The organism is Tsukamurella pseudospumae, assembly GCF_001575195.1.
In the GTDB taxonomy this organism is placed as follows: domain Bacteria; phylum Actinomycetota; class Actinomycetes; order Mycobacteriales; family Mycobacteriaceae; genus Tsukamurella; species Tsukamurella pseudospumae.
On record NZ_LSRF01000001.1, the window covers coordinates 719,524 to 735,722 of the forward strand.

At 71.7% G+C, this 16,199-nt stretch carries 15 protein-coding genes; 5 read left to right on the forward strand and 10 right to left on the reverse strand.

Annotated features, from left to right (window positions below):
• Positions 1-48 precede the first annotated feature (48 nt).
• The 3 genes from AXK60_RS03350 to AXK60_RS03360 are packed head-to-tail and all read left to right on the forward strand — an operon-like array spanning position 49 to position 3,346.
• Positions 49-1,695 carry a thiamine pyrophosphate-binding protein gene (locus AXK60_RS03350; RefSeq protein WP_068982470.1) on the forward strand — a complete coding sequence of 549 codons (1,647 nt, stop codon included), beginning with the start codon at positions 49-51 and terminating at the stop codon, positions 1,693-1,695.
• Entirely contained in the window at positions 1,692-2,324 is a 633-nt protein-coding gene (locus AXK60_RS03355; protein ID WP_068569532.1) for a hypothetical protein, read from the forward strand. Before AXK60_RS03350 ends, AXK60_RS03355 begins: the two co-directional genes overlap by 4 nt.
• On the forward strand, positions 2,321-3,346 hold the full coding sequence (locus AXK60_RS03360) for a 3-oxoacyl-ACP synthase III family protein (RefSeq protein ID WP_068569533.1): 1,026 nt from the start codon (positions 2,321-2,323) through the stop codon (positions 3,344-3,346). Before AXK60_RS03355 ends, AXK60_RS03360 begins: the two co-directional genes overlap by 4 nt.
• Before the next feature lie 7 nt (positions 3,347-3,353).
• Here the strand turns inward: AXK60_RS03360 and AXK60_RS03365 are convergent, their stop codons facing one another.
• Positions 3,354-3,737: a QsdR family transcriptional regulator gene (locus tag AXK60_RS03365; protein ID WP_068569534.1), complete on the reverse strand. Its 384-nt coding sequence runs from the start codon at positions 3,735-3,737 to the stop codon at positions 3,354-3,356.
• 229 nt (positions 3,738-3,966) lie between these two features.
• On the opposite strand from AXK60_RS03365, the gene AXK60_RS03370 reads away from it, so the two are divergent.
• On the forward strand, positions 3,967-5,265 hold the full coding sequence (locus AXK60_RS03370) for a TrpB-like pyridoxal phosphate-dependent enzyme (protein ID WP_068569535.1): 1,299 nt from the start codon (positions 3,967-3,969) through the stop codon (positions 5,263-5,265).
• Between the two features lie 10 nt (positions 5,266-5,275).
• On the opposite strand, the gene AXK60_RS03375 is transcribed toward AXK60_RS03370, so the two are convergent.
• The 5 genes from AXK60_RS03375 to AXK60_RS03395 all read right to left on the reverse strand — a co-directional run bounded on the left by AXK60_RS03375 (position 5,276) and on the right by AXK60_RS03395 (position 11,733).
• Positions 5,276-5,656, reverse strand: a complete 381-nt coding sequence (locus AXK60_RS03375; RefSeq protein WP_068569536.1) for a PspA/IM30 family protein — start codon at positions 5,654-5,656, stop codon at positions 5,276-5,278.
• A 49-nt stretch (positions 5,657-5,705) separates the two neighbouring features.
• Positions 5,706-8,240 carry a sensor domain-containing protein gene (locus AXK60_RS03380; protein WP_068569537.1) on the reverse strand — a complete coding sequence of 845 codons (2,535 nt, stop codon included), beginning with the start codon at positions 8,238-8,240 and terminating at the stop codon, positions 5,706-5,708.
• Positions 8,222-9,100: a Gfo/Idh/MocA family protein gene (locus AXK60_RS03385; protein ID WP_068982471.1), complete on the reverse strand. Its 879-nt coding sequence runs from the start codon at positions 9,098-9,100 to the stop codon at positions 8,222-8,224. Before AXK60_RS03385 ends, AXK60_RS03380 begins: the two co-directional genes overlap by 19 nt.
• A gap of 99 nt (positions 9,101-9,199) precedes the next feature.
• Positions 9,200-10,495, reverse strand: a complete 1,296-nt coding sequence (locus AXK60_RS03390) for a styrene monooxygenase/indole monooxygenase family protein (RefSeq protein ID WP_068569538.1) — start codon at positions 10,493-10,495, stop codon at positions 9,200-9,202.
• Positions 10,496-10,518: 23 nt separating this feature from the next.
• Entirely contained in the window at positions 10,519-11,733 is a 1,215-nt protein-coding gene (locus AXK60_RS03395) for an acyl-CoA dehydrogenase family protein (RefSeq protein ID WP_068569539.1), read from the reverse strand.
• Between the two features lie 181 nt (positions 11,734-11,914).
• Here AXK60_RS03395 and AXK60_RS03400 point away from each other — a divergent pair, with 181 nt between their 5' ends.
• Entirely contained in the window at positions 11,915-13,546 is a 1,632-nt protein-coding gene (locus AXK60_RS03400) for an AMP-binding protein (protein WP_068569540.1), read from the forward strand.
• A gap of 292 nt (positions 13,547-13,838) precedes the next feature.
• Here the strand turns inward: AXK60_RS03400 and AXK60_RS26755 are convergent, their stop codons facing one another.
• Genes AXK60_RS26755 through AXK60_RS03415 form a run of 4 tightly spaced genes read right to left on the reverse strand, consistent with a single transcriptional unit; the run spans position 13,839 to position 16,174 of the window.
• Positions 13,839-14,003 carry a hypothetical protein gene (locus AXK60_RS26755; RefSeq protein WP_156485513.1) on the reverse strand — a complete coding sequence of 55 codons (165 nt, stop codon included), beginning with the start codon at positions 14,001-14,003 and terminating at the stop codon, positions 13,839-13,841.
• 56 nt (positions 14,004-14,059) lie between these two features.
• Positions 14,060-14,677, reverse strand: a complete 618-nt coding sequence (locus tag AXK60_RS03405; RefSeq protein WP_068569541.1) for an ASCH domain-containing protein — start codon at positions 14,675-14,677, stop codon at positions 14,060-14,062.
• 5 nt (positions 14,678-14,682) lie between these two features.
• Positions 14,683-15,150: a mycothiol transferase gene (locus AXK60_RS03410; RefSeq protein ID WP_068569542.1), complete on the reverse strand. Its 468-nt coding sequence runs from the start codon at positions 15,148-15,150 to the stop codon at positions 14,683-14,685.
• Entirely contained in the window at positions 15,137-16,174 is a 1,038-nt protein-coding gene (locus AXK60_RS03415) for a nucleoside hydrolase (RefSeq protein WP_068569543.1), read from the reverse strand. The genes AXK60_RS03410 and AXK60_RS03415 overlap by 14 nt, the downstream gene beginning before the upstream one ends.
• Positions 16,175-16,199 lie beyond the last annotated feature (25 nt).

Consider the following 16,199-nt stretch of genomic DNA (forward strand, 5'->3'; position numbering starts at 1 on the left):
TCGGCTGCGGTGTTGTGGGATAGCTCACATCGGCCTACTGTGGCGCTTGTGGCTTCAAATGTTGCCGAGTGGATCGCAAATGCGTTGTACGCGTACGGACTTCGTAACGCGTACGGAATCCACGGTGCCAATTCCGAGGATCTGTTCGCCGCGCTGCTCCGCGCGCCCGCGGACCGTCGCCTCGCGGTGACCATCGCCAAGCACGAGTTCGGTGCCGGCGCGATGGCCGACGGCGCCACGCGCATGACGGGTCGGCCGGCGTGCCTCGTCGCCACGTCCGGCGGCGCGGCGATGAACTGCGTTCCCGCCCTCGCCGAGGCGTACCAGTCGCGCGTTCCGGTCCTCGCGCTCATCGGCAGCCCGCCGACCACCGGCGAGGGGCGTGGGGCGTTCCAGGACATGTGCGCCGGGCCGCGGACCGTCGACGTGCTGACCGTGCTGCGGGGTGTCACCGGCTTCGCCGCCAAGGTCGCCGGTCCGGACGACCTCGGACCCGCCTTCGACGGTGCCCTCGACGCCCTCGAGCGTGGCCTGCCCGCCGCGCTGCTGCTCCCCAAGGACGTCCAGCTCGCGCCGTGCCCGGGCCTGCCGCACCGCACCGCCGCGCCGCGGGCGAGTGCTGCACCGTCGGACGAGGTGGTCCGGACCGTCCGCGCCGCGCGCAGGCCCCTCTTCCTGCTCGGCGAGGCGGCGTCGCGGGCGCGCCTGGCCGGCCCCGTGGCGGAGCTCGCGGCGCGCACCGGCGCCGTCGTCGCCGTGACGCCCAACGGCCGTGACGCCGCACCGGACGTCGGCGTGGTCGGCGTGGCGGGGGTGATGGGGCACCCCTCGGTGACCCGGGCCGCCGCGGACGCCGACCTGGTCCTCGCGCTGGGCACCGACCTCGACCTGATGGACCGCAGCGGCCTCGATGCGGTCATCGACGTCACCTGCACCGTGCACGTCGGGGCGGAGCCGCCGCTGCGCGAGGTCACACTCCACGAGTCGAGCCGCGACCTCGCCGCCTACACCCGCGCCCTCGCCGCCGCGGTCGGCGGACGCACCCGCGCGGCGTGGACCGCGATCGTCCCCGAACCGATCCTGGTACCCCGGAACGACTCCGGAATCATGACCTGCGCCGACGCCGTCGATGCCCTCGCGCCGGCGATCCCCGCCGACGCGCTGGTCTTCGCCGACGCCGGCAACGCGGGTGCCGCCGCGGTGCACCGCCTGCCGCTCGGCAGTGGGGAGAGGTTCCTCGTCGCCCTCGGGATGGGCGGCATGGGGCACGGCATCGCCGCCGGAATCGGCGCCGCCATCGCCACCCGCCGGCCCACCGTGATCCTCGCCGGCGACGGCGCCTTCTTCATGCACGGCATGGAGATCCACACCGCGATCGAGGGCCGCGCGCCGGTCGTGCTCGTCGTCCTCAACAACGACGCGCACGGCATGTGCGTGGCCCGCGAGGACAAGTTCTTCCCCGACCTGACCAGCATCAACCGGTTCCGCCCGAGCCTGATCGGCGCCGGCCTCGCCGCGATGTTCCCGTCCCTGCGCGCCCGCTCGGCCACCACGCCCGACGGTGCCCGGGCCGCGTTCGCCGACCTGCTGGCCGGACGGGGCGGCGGACCGTCGGTCCTCGAGATCGCCACGGACCCCGCCGAGATCCCACCGTTCGCAGCACTTCTGCCCGACACCGCGAAGGAGCACCGATGATCCCGACGATCGACATCGAGGGGACGATCCGGATCGAGAGCCACCCCCGCCCGGTGGCCCAGCCGATCCTCGTCGACCGCATGCGGTCGGTGTACCCGCACCAACAGATCTACGGCGATTTCTGCCCCGTCCAGTCGTACGTGAACGCACCGCCGGACGAGCTCTTCCACTGGCTCTCCGACACCCGTTCCCTCGAGGAGTGGACCTACAGCCTGCGCGGCTTCCGCGAGACCGACGAGCCCGGGCTGTGGGTGGCGCGGGACATGCTCGGCGCCGACACCGAGATCTACACGCGGACCGTCGCGCATCCGGACGCGCGGACCGTCGATTACCACTGCGCCTGGGACCAGGGGGAACACCTCTGGATGATCTACCTGATGCGGGTCGTGGACGCGCAGACGGTGCTGAACCGGCCCGGATCGGTGGTGCTCTGGAACAACTGCCACCACCCCTTCTACGACGAGAATCCGTACCCCGACACGGCACCGCCCGGCCGGCCGGTGTGGGTCGGCGACCTGTGGGACACCTTCGGCGCCGGGCACATGATGGAACTGGAGAACCTCAAGGCCATCGCCGAGCACCGCCACGCCCACGGACAGCCCGTCAAGCCCGACTGGATGTCCTCATGAGCGCCCCGGCCGCGACCCCGCGCATCGTCGGGCTCGCCTCGTACCTCCCCGAGAACCGCGTGCCCGCGGACTACTTCCGGGAGTTCGCCGACGCCGACAGCCGGACCCTCACCGCGAACCCGATGTTCGCGCCGCCCGCGTTCCGGCACCACGCGGCGCCGACCGAGTCCAACGTCGAGCTGATGTGCACCGCGATCGACCGGCTGCGCGAGCAGGTGGGCGACGCCGCGCTGCAGGCCGACGTGATCCTCAGTCACTCGCAGCTGCCGGACCTCCCCGTCGTCGGGTGCGGCGGCGACGTCGCGCGCCGGCTCGGCATGCACCCGTCGCTGGTTCTCGACATCCACAACGGTGGCTGCGCGGCGTTCCTGCTCATGCTGCAGCTCGCGCGCACGATGTTCGCCGCCGGAACCGCCCGGTCGGCGCTCCTGCTCACCGCCACCAACGCCGCCGGCAACGTCTTCACCCAGGACCGGGTGCGGAACCTGCCCCAGGCCGCCATCCCGGGCGACGGTGCCGCCGCCGCGCTCGTCGTCGCCGATCCGGAGGCGGGCGGGATGACGGTGCGCCACGTCGTACTCGCGCAGCACAGCGAGTACGCGGGCGACATGACGGCCGCCGTCGAGCCGCCGCGGAAGTACTGGGAGGCCGGCGAGGGACAGCTGCACGTCGGCTTCACCGAGGCCAAGATCGCGAAGGTGCTTGCCCGCGGGAACCGGCTGGTGCCCGAGGTCGCGCTGGCGGCGGCCGCGGCGGGCGGCCTCACCGGGCCGCAGGTGGACCACCTCGTCACCAATCAGCCCAACCGCACCTTCCTGCGGAACTGGCGCGAGGCCCTCGAGCTCCCGCCCGAACGGCACCCGGACACCTTCGACGAGTGCGGCAATCTGTTCGCCGTCGGTGTCCCGCACACCTTCGCCACCGCCCGCGGGGACGGCCGGATCGGCGCGGGGGAGAACGTGGTGCTCGCCGCCTTCGCCCACGCGGGGGACTTCGCCGCCGCGGCGCTCGTCGGGACCTGAGCCCGGCTCACGCGCGGCCGGCACCGGCGGGAACGCCGACGCCCGCGGGCAGGAAGTGCGCGGCCACACCGAGCAGCGCGGCGCACGAGAGGCGCACCTTCTCGGAGTCGGGTTCCTCGCCGGTGATGATCGGCGAGTAGACGAACGCCTCGGCGGTGCGCAGCAGGACGTAGGCGAGCAGATCGACGGGCAATTCCGGGACGTACCGCCCCGCGGCGACCTCGGCGTCGATCACGGCGACGATCCGCTCGAGGATGCGGTGCTGCACGCCACCGGCCCGCGTGGTCGTCACGCGGAAGGCGCGTTCGGGCTCGCGGCGGACGAAGGGCGCGAACGCGGTCCCGCGGTCGGAGACGGAGGAGAAGTCGCCCAGGACGTTCGCGATCCGCACGGCGCCCTCACCGTCGGCGGTCCGGGCGACGTCCGTACTACTCGGTCGAGCGGGCTCCGGGCGCCGGCCCGCGCGTCTGCACCATTTCAGCAGAATGACTCATCGTGCGTCGCCGAACTGCGGGAAAGCGGGAATCTCCGGAGGTCCGGGATCGCAGGGCCCGGCAGCCCGCGGCGGATCCGGCGACCTCGGGGCGGCCCGCGGGAGCGGCCCTTCTAGGCTGTGACGCATGACACTCTCGGACGCCGCTGCGCACCAGGACATCACCACCGTCGGAGTACCCACGCACTGGTACAACCTGGCCGCGGAGCTGGACACGCCCATCCCGCCGCACCTGCACCCCGGCACCAAGGAGCCGGTGCAACCCGAGGACCTGGCGCCGCTGTTCGCGACGGGCCTGATCGCGCAGGAGGCGTCCACCGAGGCGTACCACGAGATCCCCGAGCCGGTTCGGGAGATCCTCTCCATGTGGCGTCCGTCGCCGCTGATCCGGGCCAGTAGGTTCGAGGAGGCTCTCGGCACCACGTGCCGGATCTACGTCAAGTACGAGGGCGTGAGCCCCGTCGGCTCGCACAAGACCAATTCCGCTGTGGCCCAGGCCTACTACAACCATCTCGACGGGGTCACCAAGCTCACCACCGAGACCGGGGCCGGCCAGTGGGGCAGCGCGCTGTCCTTCGCGGGCGCGCAGTTCGGCATCGACGTCGAGGTGTGGCAGGTGCGCGCCTCGTACGACTCCAAGCCCTACCGCGGGCACCTCATGCGCACCTACGGCGGCACCGTGCACCCCAGCCCGTCCGACCTCACCGAGTCCGGCCGCGCGATGCTGGAGAAGGACCCGAACACCACCGGCAGCCTCGGCATGGCCGTCTCCGAGGCGGTGGAGGTCGCCGCGAAGGATCCCGAGGCGCGCTACGCGCTCGGCAGCGTGCTCAATCACGTCGTGCTGCACCAGTCCGTGATCGGCCTCGAGGCGGTCGAGCAGCTCGCCCAGCACGAGCAGGGGGCCGACGTCGTGTTCGGTTGCGCGGGTGGCGGATCCAACCTGGCCGGTCTCGCCTTCCCGTTCCTCCGGGAGAAGATCCACGGCCGGCAGGACCCGCGGGTGGTCGCCGTCGAGCCCGCCGCGTGCCCGTCGATCACGAAGGGCGAGTACCGCTACGACCACGGCGACGTCGCCGGCCTGACGCCGCTGCTCAAGATGCACACCCTCGGCATGGACTTCGTGCCCGACCCGATCCACGCGGGCGGCCTCCGGTACCACGGCATGGCGCCGGCGCTGAGCCACACCGTCGAGCTCGGACTGGTCGAGGGCCGCGCGGTCGAACAGAACGACGCCTTCGCGGCGGGCGTGCTGTTCGCCCGCACGCAGGGCATCGTCCCGGCCCCCGAGTCCACCCACGCGATCGCGGCGGCGGCGGACTACGCCCGCGAGAACGCGGACGAGGTGCTCGTCATCGGCCTCTCCGGGCACGGCCAGCTCGACCTGCCCGCCTATGCGGAGTACCTGTCCGGCAACCTGGCCTGACGCGCGGTCGCTACGCCCCCGGCGCGTCCGGCGGTGTGGCGGGCGAGCCGAGTGAGCGCCGGATCTCCTCGAGCTTGGCCTTCGCCGCCTTCTCCCGCTCGGCGAAGGCCCGCTCGGCGTCCTGCCCGGCCGTCGTGCCGTGCGCGAGCTCCTCGGCGCCCAGCGCGGTGGTGGTGCGGCGCTCGATCTTCTCGCGCACGTGGTCGAAGGTGGGCACACCGGCGGGCGTGTAGCCGGTGACCTCCGCGTACGACGGTGCCGTCGGCCCCGCGGGCGCGACCGGCAGCGTGTCGACCACCTCCGCGTCGATCGGCGCCTCCTCCGCGCCGGGGCCCCCGGGCGCCGTCGGGTCGGTCTGCGGGGTCTGCGGGTGATCGCCGGGGCTCGCCATGCTCCCAGGGTAGCGCCGCGACGGGGCGGCACCCCCGGCGTCGACGCGCCTACCGGAGCGCTCGGGTGCGCCAGCGACCCAGTTCCTCGCGATCCACGGCGCGGCTCCACAGGAAGCCCTGCGCGAAGTGCGCGCCGGCGGATGCGAGCGCCGCCGACTCCTCCGCGGTCTCGACGCCCTCGGCGATCACGTCGAGGCGGAGCGCGCGCGCCATGGCGATCGCCGCGTCGAGCATCGCCTCGAGCTGCGGATCGTCGTGCCCGGTGGACGCGACGACGACGGACCGGTCGATCTTGACCAGCGCGAGATCGAGGTACCGCAGCTGCGCGAGGCTCGACCAGCCGGTGCCGAAGTCGTCGAGTGCGATGCGGACCCCCAGCTCGACGAGCCGGTGCGTCGCGGCGAGCACGTGCCGCTCCGGGACGACGCGCTCGTTGATCTCCAGGATCAGCCGGTCGGGGGCCAGCCCGCTGCTTTTCAGGGCGCGCTCGACCACGTGCGGGAGCAGCGGGTCCGCGAGATCCTCCGAGGCCAGATTGACGGAGACCCACCCGAGCTCCGGCGCGGCCGCGAAATCGGCGCAGGCGCGCTGAAGCACCAGCCGCGCCAGGTTCGGCAGCAGGCCCAGGGCCTCGAGGTGGGGGAGGAAGTCCCCGGGGGCGAGTTCCTCGCCCCCGGGGCCGACGATCCTGGTCAGGGCTTCCGCACCGACCATCGCGCCGGTGGCCAGGTCCACGATCGGCTGGTAGCGCACGATCACGTCGCCGGCGTCGATCCGCTCCCGCACGTGGGTCACGAGCGCGAGCCGTTTCTGCTGGGGGGCCCGCAGCCCGGCCGAGTGCCGCACGATCCGGTTCCGGCCGTCCCGTTTGGCCTGGAGCAGCGCCAGGTCCCCGTCGATGAGCAGTTGCGTGATGCCGTCGTCGGTGGCCGGGGATTCGACCAGGCCGATCGAACAGGTGACGGACAACTGCAGCCCGTCGACGTCGACGGACTCGGCCATGGCGACCCGCACCCGTTCCGCCCAGTCCTCCGAACGGTCGGCGGCGTCGGTGCGCGGTCGGAGGACCACGAACTCGTCGCCGCCCAATCTCGCGACGAGGTCACTCGGCAGACTCGCGTCCAGCAGGCGCTGCGCGACGAGCTGGAGCACCTGATCGCCCACCTTGTGGCCGAGCGAGTCGTTGATCCGCTTGAACGAGTCCAGGTCGATCCAGAGGACGGCCAGCGCGTCGCCGTCGAGGCGGCGCTCCCCGACGACGACCGTCGCGCGCTCGATGAAACTCGCGCGGCCGAGGAGGCCGGTCAGGTCGTCGTGATCGGCACGCCAGCGCAGGCGGCGGTTCAGTACGCGGATCTCCTCCTCGGCGCGCTTGCGGTCGGTGATGTCGGTGTGCGTGCCGATCAGGCGGGTCGGCGTGCCGTCCGGCCGGGACTCCATCACGCGGCCGCGCGCCGAGATCCAGCGCCACTCGCCGTTCTTGGCCGCCATCCGGTGCTCGAACGAGAACTCCTCGATCTCACCCCGCAGCACGGGCCGCATGACCGCGGTGCAGGTCGCCACGTCGTCGGGGTGGACGCGCTGCTGCCATGCCTCGACGGTGTCGTCCACCTCGTCGAGGGCGTAGCCGAGCATCGTCTTCCAGCGTTCGGAGTAGAACACGGACTCGGTGGTGAGGTCGCGGTCCCAGATGCCGTCGCCGGCACCGTCGATCGCGAACTGCCAGCGCTGCTCGGCGCGCCGGAGCAGGGCCTGGTCGCGCCGGCTGGTCGTGATGTCGCGGGAGATGCCGATGAGGCCGACGATCTCGCCGGTGCCGTCGCGGTAGGGCGCCTTGTTCGAGAGGTACGTCCGGCGCGTCCCGTCGACCTCGACGTACTCCTCGACCTCGTGCCCGATCCCGGTCTCCATGATGGTGCGGTCCGTTGCCATCAGCGTCTCGGCGATCGCCGCGAACAGCACGGTGTCGTCGTGGCCCACCGCGTCCTGCGCACGCACGCCCATGAGCCCGGCCACCGCTGCGTTGACGTACTGGTAGCGCCCCGCGCGATCCTTGATGTAGACGAGGTCGGGCGCCGTGTCGATGACCGCCTGCAGCAGCTCGGTGGCACGCTGCGACGACGACCGCGACTCGATCACGCGCTCCTCGAGCCTGCGCCGAGCCTCGTCCATGGCCTGATCCGACGCGACCCGCGCGGTGATGTCGCGCGTGATCCCGGCGACGACCGGGCGCCCGTCGAGCGTGAGGTACAGCAGGTGCACCTCCACGGGGTAGTCGCTCCCGTCCTTGCGGCGCATCATCGCCGGGATCACCAGCGAGGCGCCGCCGCGCGCCCGGTCCAGGTTGCGGCCGGCCTCCTCGGCCGAGACCTGCACGACATCGAGGAGGTGCATGTGCAGCAGCTCGTCCCGGGTGTAGCCGGTACTCGCGCACCCGGCGTCGTTCACCTCGATGAGAAGGCCGTCCTCGTCGTGCACGAAGAAGCCGTCGGATGAGCGGTCGATGAAGGCGCGCGCGATGTCGGCGTCCCAGGGGGGTCTCGGCGGCGTCGCCGGGGTGCGGTTCACGGAGTCGGCGGACACGCCCCGGCCCTGATCTGTGCGATCACGCGCTGCAGGTGCAGCCCGCGGAGGACGCCGAGCGGGTGATCGGCCCCGGTCGAGATCGATGCGAGGAACTCGTCGAGCAGGACGCGGAAGCACTCGGTCGACGGCGTCTCCCGACTCTCGAGCACGGCCAGGCCCGCCGCGGAGTGCGCGGAGATCCGCATCACCGTCGGCAGGACGGGCGTCCGCAGGGAGAGCGACAGGGTGGAGGCGGCACCGTCGGCGTGTGTGAGCTGCGCGGTCCACGTATCGCTCCCGGCGTCGTACCGGGCGGAGGCGACTCCCTCGACGGTGCCCACGGCGGCGTCGACCAGGTCGATGACGTGCGGCCCGACGTCGTACAGCGCGCCCTCGTCCTGACGCCAGGCGGACGCGGCGAACTTGCCCGCCAGCGCGGCGCCGGAGAGCCACTGGGCCTCCGCGGCGATCGGCTGCAGCTCGGCCGCGCGGGCCAGGAACTCGCGGGTCTCGGGCGCGAACCGGCGGGTGAGCGCGAGGATCGACCGGACCCCGGCCGCGGTGACGGCGTCCGCGAGCGCGACGGCGCCTTCGAGGTCGAGGGCGATCGGCTTGTCGAGGATCACGTGCTTGCAGGCTCGGGCGGCGGCGGCCGCCAACGGGGCCTGGACGTTCGGCGGGACCGCGAACGCGACGGCGTCGACGGCGTCGAACAGCGCTGCGGGGGAGTCGAAGGCGCGTGGGAAGACCTCCGCGGCGGCGGCCGGGTCGCGTGCCCACCCGCCGACGAAGTCGACTCCCGGGTGCGCCGCCAGGGACGGGGCGTGCGTCTCCCGTGCCCAGGGACCCGCTCCGACCAGACCGATGCGCACCGTCACGCGCCCGAGTCTGCCACGGCGTGGTCACGGGCGAACACGGAGTGGCGGAGAGCGGCGTACGGGGCGGCGACGGTGATCACGTCGCCGCCCCGTACCGGCTCAGCCGCGCACCAGCGCGGCGCGCGCGTCCGCGATGAACCGCTCGACGTCCTCGTCGGTCTTGAGGTCGAGGATCGGTGCCGGCTCGGAGAGCAGCCCGAACAGGGCCGCACCCACGGCGTCGTCGGCCACCGCGCCCGCGAACACCGGGCCGGCGACGAAGGCGTACTCCGGATCACCGAGGAACAGGCGCGTGACCTCGGCGGCCGCGTGACCGCGCTCCTCCCAGTGCCGGTCGAACTGGTCAGTGATCCATGCGGCCGTGAAGTCGGATTCGCGGGCCTCGATGGCCTCCACCAGCGCCGCGACCTGGATCAGTCCGGTCTGCGCGCCCTGCCCGGCGATCGGGTCGAACGCGATCGCGCTGTCGCCGAGGGCGGCCACGGGGCGTCCGCCGCGGGTGTACCCGACGCCCTGCCGCACCGTCGGGGTGACTGCGCCGCGGAGCCAGGACCTCGGATCCTCCTCGATGACCCGCAGCTTCTCGATGTCGGGAAGGTCGTCGGGGAAGTAGTCGCGGTAGATGCTCACGACCACCTCGAGGGCGCTCTGCGCGTCCGTGACCTCGCCGAACCGCTCGACCCAGGCACCGTCGGGCTTGGCGAACCCGAGCACGCTCCACGACGCTCCCGCGTCCTTGTGCCAGTACGGGCCGATCCAGATCTCGCCGTGATCGGTGTGCAGGTTGAACACGTTGTGCTTCCCCGCGCCGTGGCCGCGGGCGGTGAAGACGTCCGGTCCGTGCCCGAGGCCGGTGAACGCGGCCGCCAGCAGGTGTCGCTGCGGGGAGCGGTAGACGGTGCGCGACTCGTCGACGGGGAACAGGCCGGACAGTCCGCCCTTGCCGGTGGAGACGAGCGTCAGGTCGTGCGCGCCGGCGATGTCGTCGAGATTCTCCGGGGTGACCGTCTCGACGTGGAAACGGCCGCCGGCCTGCTCGAACAGCCGGATCCGGTCGTACGCACGCAGGCGCACGTCGATCCCGGCAGCGGTGTAGGTGAAGTCGGGATCGAACGCGAGCACGTCCTGCAGCGCGCCCGGCTCGCCCGTGTTCAGGCGGGTGTTCATGCCGGTGGAGAGCGGCGCGTCGGCGTAGAGCTCCTCGACGAGGGTGTGGTCGACGTCGCGCGAGTGCCCGAACAGGACCGCGGTGCCGGTGGCGGGCACCTCGTCGCGGAGCTGTTCGGCGGTCCGGTCGCTGTACAGATCGACCGGGTGCCCGGCGCGGGCGAGGACGAGCGCGGCGGTGGCTCCCACCACTCCGGCGCCGATGATGGCGATACGTGCCTGGGTCATGGTCGTGCCTTTCGGTGGTGTGGCTAGCGGACGTTCTCGGTGCGGGAACCGGCGTTCCACGCGTAGGGCAGGTCGGCGCCGTTGAGCAGCAGGTCGCCGACGGCGCGGGCCTTCTGGATCGCGGGATTGTGCACCGCGAGGGTGCGGGCGTTGCGCCAGTGCCGGTCGAGGCGGAGGTCCGCGTCCACGATGGACGCGCCGCCCACCTCGAACAGGTCGCTGGTCGCCTTGAGCACGAGGTCGATCACGGCGAGCTGGGCGTGTGCCGCGGCCAGTTCGGCCTCCGGCACCAGGTCCTCGTGGACCCGACGGTCCGCCAGGGCCCGGTCGAGCACGTCGGCGACGGCGAGCACGGACTGCTTCGCCGCCCAGGCGGCGCTGGAGAGCCTGCCGATCACCTGCTGCACGAGCGGGTCGTGGCGCTGCAGGTCGGCGGCGGCGTGGGAGAAGGTGCGGGTGCGCGCCTGCACCCACGCGACGGTGTCGTCGGTGGCCCGCTGCGCGATGCCCGCGAGGCCCGCCAGCTGGACGAGCTGCAGGTACGACGTGGCGTACGTCGCGCCGGGCGCGCCGTAGCCGGCCCCGAGCAGACGGTCCGCGGGGACGGCGACGTCGGTGAACACCGTCGTGCCGCTGGCGGTGAGGCGCTGGCCGAAGCCGTTCCAGTCGTCGACCTTCTCAACGCCCTCGGCGTCCGCGTCGACGAGGACGCCGACGCGTTCGCCGTCGAGGTCCGCGGCCACCAGGATCTGATCGGCGTAGAGCGTCCCAGTGGAGTAGAACTTGGTGCCGTTGAGGCGGTATCCGTCCGCGGAGTCCTTCGTGAGGGTGGTCGCGTAGCCGCCGACGGACCCGGCGCCGGGCTCCGTGATGGCGTTGCCGACGACGGTGCCGTCGACCACGGCCCGCAGCCACCCGTCGCCCGCGGGCGTGTTCGCCAGCCGCTGGTCCTCGACGAAGTTGAGGTGCACGCGCAGCGCCTGCGGGATGTTGGAGTCGGCGGCGGCCAGGGCGATCAGCTGACGGAAGAACTGGCGCAGGGTCACGCCGCCACCGCCGAGCTCGCGGGGCACGCGCAGGGCGGTGAAACCGGCCTCCTTGAGCAGCGCGATCGGCTCGTGCGCGAGCTCGCGGTCGCGTTCGCGGGCGACTGCGCCCTCGGCGATGCGGGCGTACAGCGGGCCGAAGGTCGCATCGAGTTCCGCGTCGGTCGGGGGAGCGATGAGGGAGGTCGTCATGGGCGACAACTGTGGTCTGCGAACGAGATTCTGACGAGGATTCCCCGCGCCGTGAGCGATATTCGTGGACGATCGACGGCGAGTTGCGTCCGATTCCGCCCCGCGGCGCGGTAGAACCTGTTACAACTAGAACACGTTCTGCCGAGCTGGACGGGTTCGCAGGTCAGGAACAGGAGTGCGCATGAAGTTCAACCTCGCCGACATCTTCGAGGCGGTCGTCGACGCGGTTCCGGAGCGAGTGGTCTTGAGCTACGAGGGTGAGCAGACCTCGTACGCCGAGATGGACGCGCAGGCGAATCAGGTGGCGCATCTGTTCGCCGCGAACGGCATCGGCGCCTTCGACCACGTCGCGCTGTTCCTCAAGAACAGTGTGGAGCACGTGCAGTCGTTGGTGGCGCTGATCAAGATCCGCGCCGTGCCGGTGAACGTGAACTACCGGTACACCGGGCCCGAGCTCGAGTACATCTTCACCAACTCGGACTCACGCGGCATCGTGGTGGAGATGCCGGAGCACCAGCGCACGCTGGCCGGCCTCATCGGCAAGCTGCCCGACCTGCGGACCGTCTTCGTGGTCGGCGAGATCGACCCCGAGCTCGCCAACGCGGTCGACGGTGCGCCCGACGTCGCGCTCGTGCCCTTCGCCGACGCGGCATCCCGCTCCACGGCCCGGGACTTCGAGCCGCGCACCGGCGAGGAGCACTACATCATCTACACGGGCGGCACCACGGGCTACCCGAAGGGCGTCGTCTGGCAGCACGACGACTTCTTCCGCAAGCCGCTCTCCGCCGGCGTGCCCTACGGCGGCGAGCCCCGGACCTCGTTGGACGAGGTCGGCGAGGGCGCCAAGCAGTTCCCGCCGCTGGCCTTCCTCATCGCCGCTCCGCTCATGCACGGCGCGGCCGCGTACTCGCTGTTCACCTTCTTCGTGCTCGGCTCGCGCGTGATCCTCGAGCGCGACTTCAAGGCCGAGCAGATCGTCGGCAACATCAAGCGCGATCAGACCCAGACCATCCTCATCGTCGGCGACGCCATGGGTATCCCGCTCGTCGAGGAGATGGAGAAGCAGAAGGACACCGCCGACTTCTCGTCGCTGTTCTCGATCACGTCGGGCGGCGCCATCTGGTCCAAGCACGTGCGCGACCGGATGGCCGCGATCAAGCCCGAGCTGATCCTCCGCGACAACTTCGGAGCGTCGGAGTCGGGCAACGACGGCGTCATGACGCTCGACGAGAACGGCAACCTCAAGGCCCCGCCCACCGAGAAGATGATGGTCGTCGACGAGTCCTTCGTCGAGATCACCACGCCCGGCACGGTCGGCTTCATCGCCCGCGTCGGCAACGTGCCGCTCGGCTACTACAACGATCCCGAGAAGTCGGCACGCACCTTCCCGACGCTCGCGGACGGCCGGCGGATCTCGGTGCTCGGCGACATGGGGTACCCCGCGGAGGACGGCGGCATCGTCTTCCTCGGCCGCGGCAGCCAGTGCATCAACACCGGCGGCGAGAAGGTCTACGCGGAGGAGGTCGAGGCCACCCTGCACGGGCACCCCGCGATCTCCGACGCCCTCGTGGTCCCGGTGCCCGACGCGCGGTACGGCCAGCGGGTCGCGGCCGTCATCTCGGTGGCGGAGGGGCAGGAGCGTCCTTCGGTCGAGGACGTGCAGACCTTCGCTCGCAGTGAGCTCGCCGGCTACAAGGTGCCTCGCACCATCGTCTTCGTCGACGAGGTCAAGCGGACCCCGGCCGGCAAGGCCGACTACCGCTGGGCCAAGTCCACCGCGGAGGTCGCCGCGGAATCGGAGCAGCCGGCCTGACGGACCGATTCTCAGTGCGTGTCGGCGCGGGGCGGTCGGACTGTGTCCTGCGAACGGCAGTCCTGCGAACGGCTCCGCGATTTTGGCCGATATGGACAGCGCGCCGAACACGCTCGTGCCCAACATCTTCTGAAGCGTTCTGCGACCTCCGCTCGCGGAATCTTCGCAGAACGCTTGGAAAGTTGTGAAGCCACTCCTGGTGCGCGGGTGAACTCGGCCCGCCCAACTGTCCGATCTTTGGTGCGTCTCGGTGACTGCACGTCGGCGTGTCGGTGATGACACGCACCGAAGATCAGTCGTCCAACTCGATTTCCCGGGGGAGCTTCCGTCGACTTTGCTCGCGGATCTCCTCCAGGATCGCGTCGAACGCGTCACTCGCCTCGTCGCTGATGGGTTCCTTCATTGTCAGGGCATCCGCAAGGCTCACCCAGGGCTTGGATTGATCGTTGTCCGTCATGTCGCCTCGCTTTGCCAGCGGTTTCGCTTGAGCGTAGGACGCACGGCGGGCGCGATCTACCGGTCTTCCAGCCAGTTCAGGTACGCCGCGCCGCGGGGCGAGAGCTCGTAGCCGACCTCGTGGCTGATGGTCAGGCCCATGCCCTTGAGCTTGCGGATGTCCACCTTCATGGGCAGCAGGTCCACGCCGCGCTCGGCCGCGAGTTCCTTGGACACGACGTGCGGGTGCTCGCGGATCCACGTGAGGATGTCGCGGGTCCAGGGGCCGGAGTCCCGCTTGTCGAGTCGGGCCAGGCGAACCGCCAGGGCCTCGAGCGCGGCATCGTCGGGCAGTTCCTCGCGCAGGGCGAGCCGCGGGTCCGCGCCGGCGTACTCGAGGTGGATCCGGTAGACGTGTTCGCCGCCGCGGGCGGACCGCTCCCGGCGGGGCGCGTCGGGATCCCGCGGCCGCAGCGCCCTCCGCAGCGCGGCGGCGTCCTTCATCCCGGCCGCGCGCGCCGCCCGGTCGCTGATCCTCTCGACGTCGGGCACCCGCGTGACCCGGGTGAAGCGCAGCACCCCGGCCGGCGTGACCTGCGTGCCGCCCACCTTGACCCGGGGCGTGTCCCACCGGCGGTACTGCGTGGTGACGGTGCCGTCGCGAACACCCTCGGCGATCGCCTTCGGAATCATCATGGGAGTCAGTGTGCGGCAGCGACCACGACGTCGCGGCAGATCTCCATGTGTCCGGTGTGCTGGGTCAGCTCGCGCAGCATGTGCGTGAGCACCCACTCCGGCGTCGCGGTCGCCGCATCGCGCCGCGTGGTCCCCGTCGCCGCAGGATTGCGGATACCCGTCGCCGCCACGCCCGCCCACCGCGGGAGGTCCGCGCGCAGGCCTCGCACGATCGCCCGGGCCTCGTCGACGGTGCCCGTCGCGACGAACTCGGACGATCGGTCCCGCGGGACGTCCTCGCCGGCCAGCAGCGACCCGCCCCAATAGCCCAGGGCGCCGCCCATGTGCGTCACCAGAGCGAAGACCGAGTTGCCGCCCGGCGTGGCGTGATTCACCGTGCGGTCGTCGAGGTCGGCCAGCACGGAGTCGACGGTGTCGAGGGTCTCCGACGCCACGGCGAGGAACGCCGCGATCTGCCCGTCAGTCGCGGCCACGGGCGAGCCCTGCGATCGAGTCCACCAGGTCGTCGAAGAACGCGGTCTGGTCGGTGGCGACCGCGATCTGCGCCGTGTCCGGGCGGTTCCACGCGCCGTGCACGTCGGCGACGGTCGTGCCGCGGGTGAGCGATCCGGTGAGCTCGACGTCCACCGGGAACGAACGGGTCTCCGCGATCGCCGGGTCCAGTGCGACCGCGGCGGCGAAGGGGTCGTGCATGTGCGCGATGTAGCCGAGGTCGTGGTCGCGGTGGAACTCGAAGTAGAAACGGATCGCATCCGACGCCGCGCGGATCACCCGATCGCTCGCGGCCGACCGCGTACCGTCGGGATCCTCGGGGCTGAGTACCTCGGCCGGGCCGGACCCGGCGGCGTCGGCGAGCCGCACGACGTGGTCGGGCGTGAGCTCGATGGTCTCCGTCAGGTCGAGCGGGCAGAGGATCGGCAGGGGCGTGCCTGTGCCGTCGAGCTCGCCGTACGCGCGCAGCACCTCCCACAGCGCCTCCGGATCGACGGCGACGTTCCACTCGGAGGTGGGCGTGGTGTTGCCCGGATGCCAGAAGACGCCGCCCATGATGACCAGACGGCGCAGCCGCGTCAGGATGCCGGGGTCGTCGCGCAGTGCCAGGGCGAGGTTCGTGCACGGGCCGGTGACCAGGGCCACGACCTCGCCGGGGTGCGCCCGGGTCAGGTCCGACCACGCCTGCGCGCCCGGGACGTCCGACGGTCCGCGGCCGGGCGTGGGCAGGTCGGCGTATCCCACGCCGAAGGGCCCGTGCGTCTCCTCGGTGGTCATCAGCGGCGTCGCCAACGGCGCGTCCGAACCGACGAAGACGTCGATGTCGCTGCGGCCCAGGAGTTCCAGCCAGCCGAGATTGTTCTCGACCACCTGCGGCGCGGGCACGTTGCCGGCGGACGAGACGATCCCGAGCAGGTTCACCTCGGGCTTGCTCAGCAGGTAGAGCAGCGCGATCGAGTCGTCGATGCCGGTGTCGCAGTCGAACAGGATCTTCGTTTCCGTCACCCCGTCGACCCTAGTCGCCGGTCAC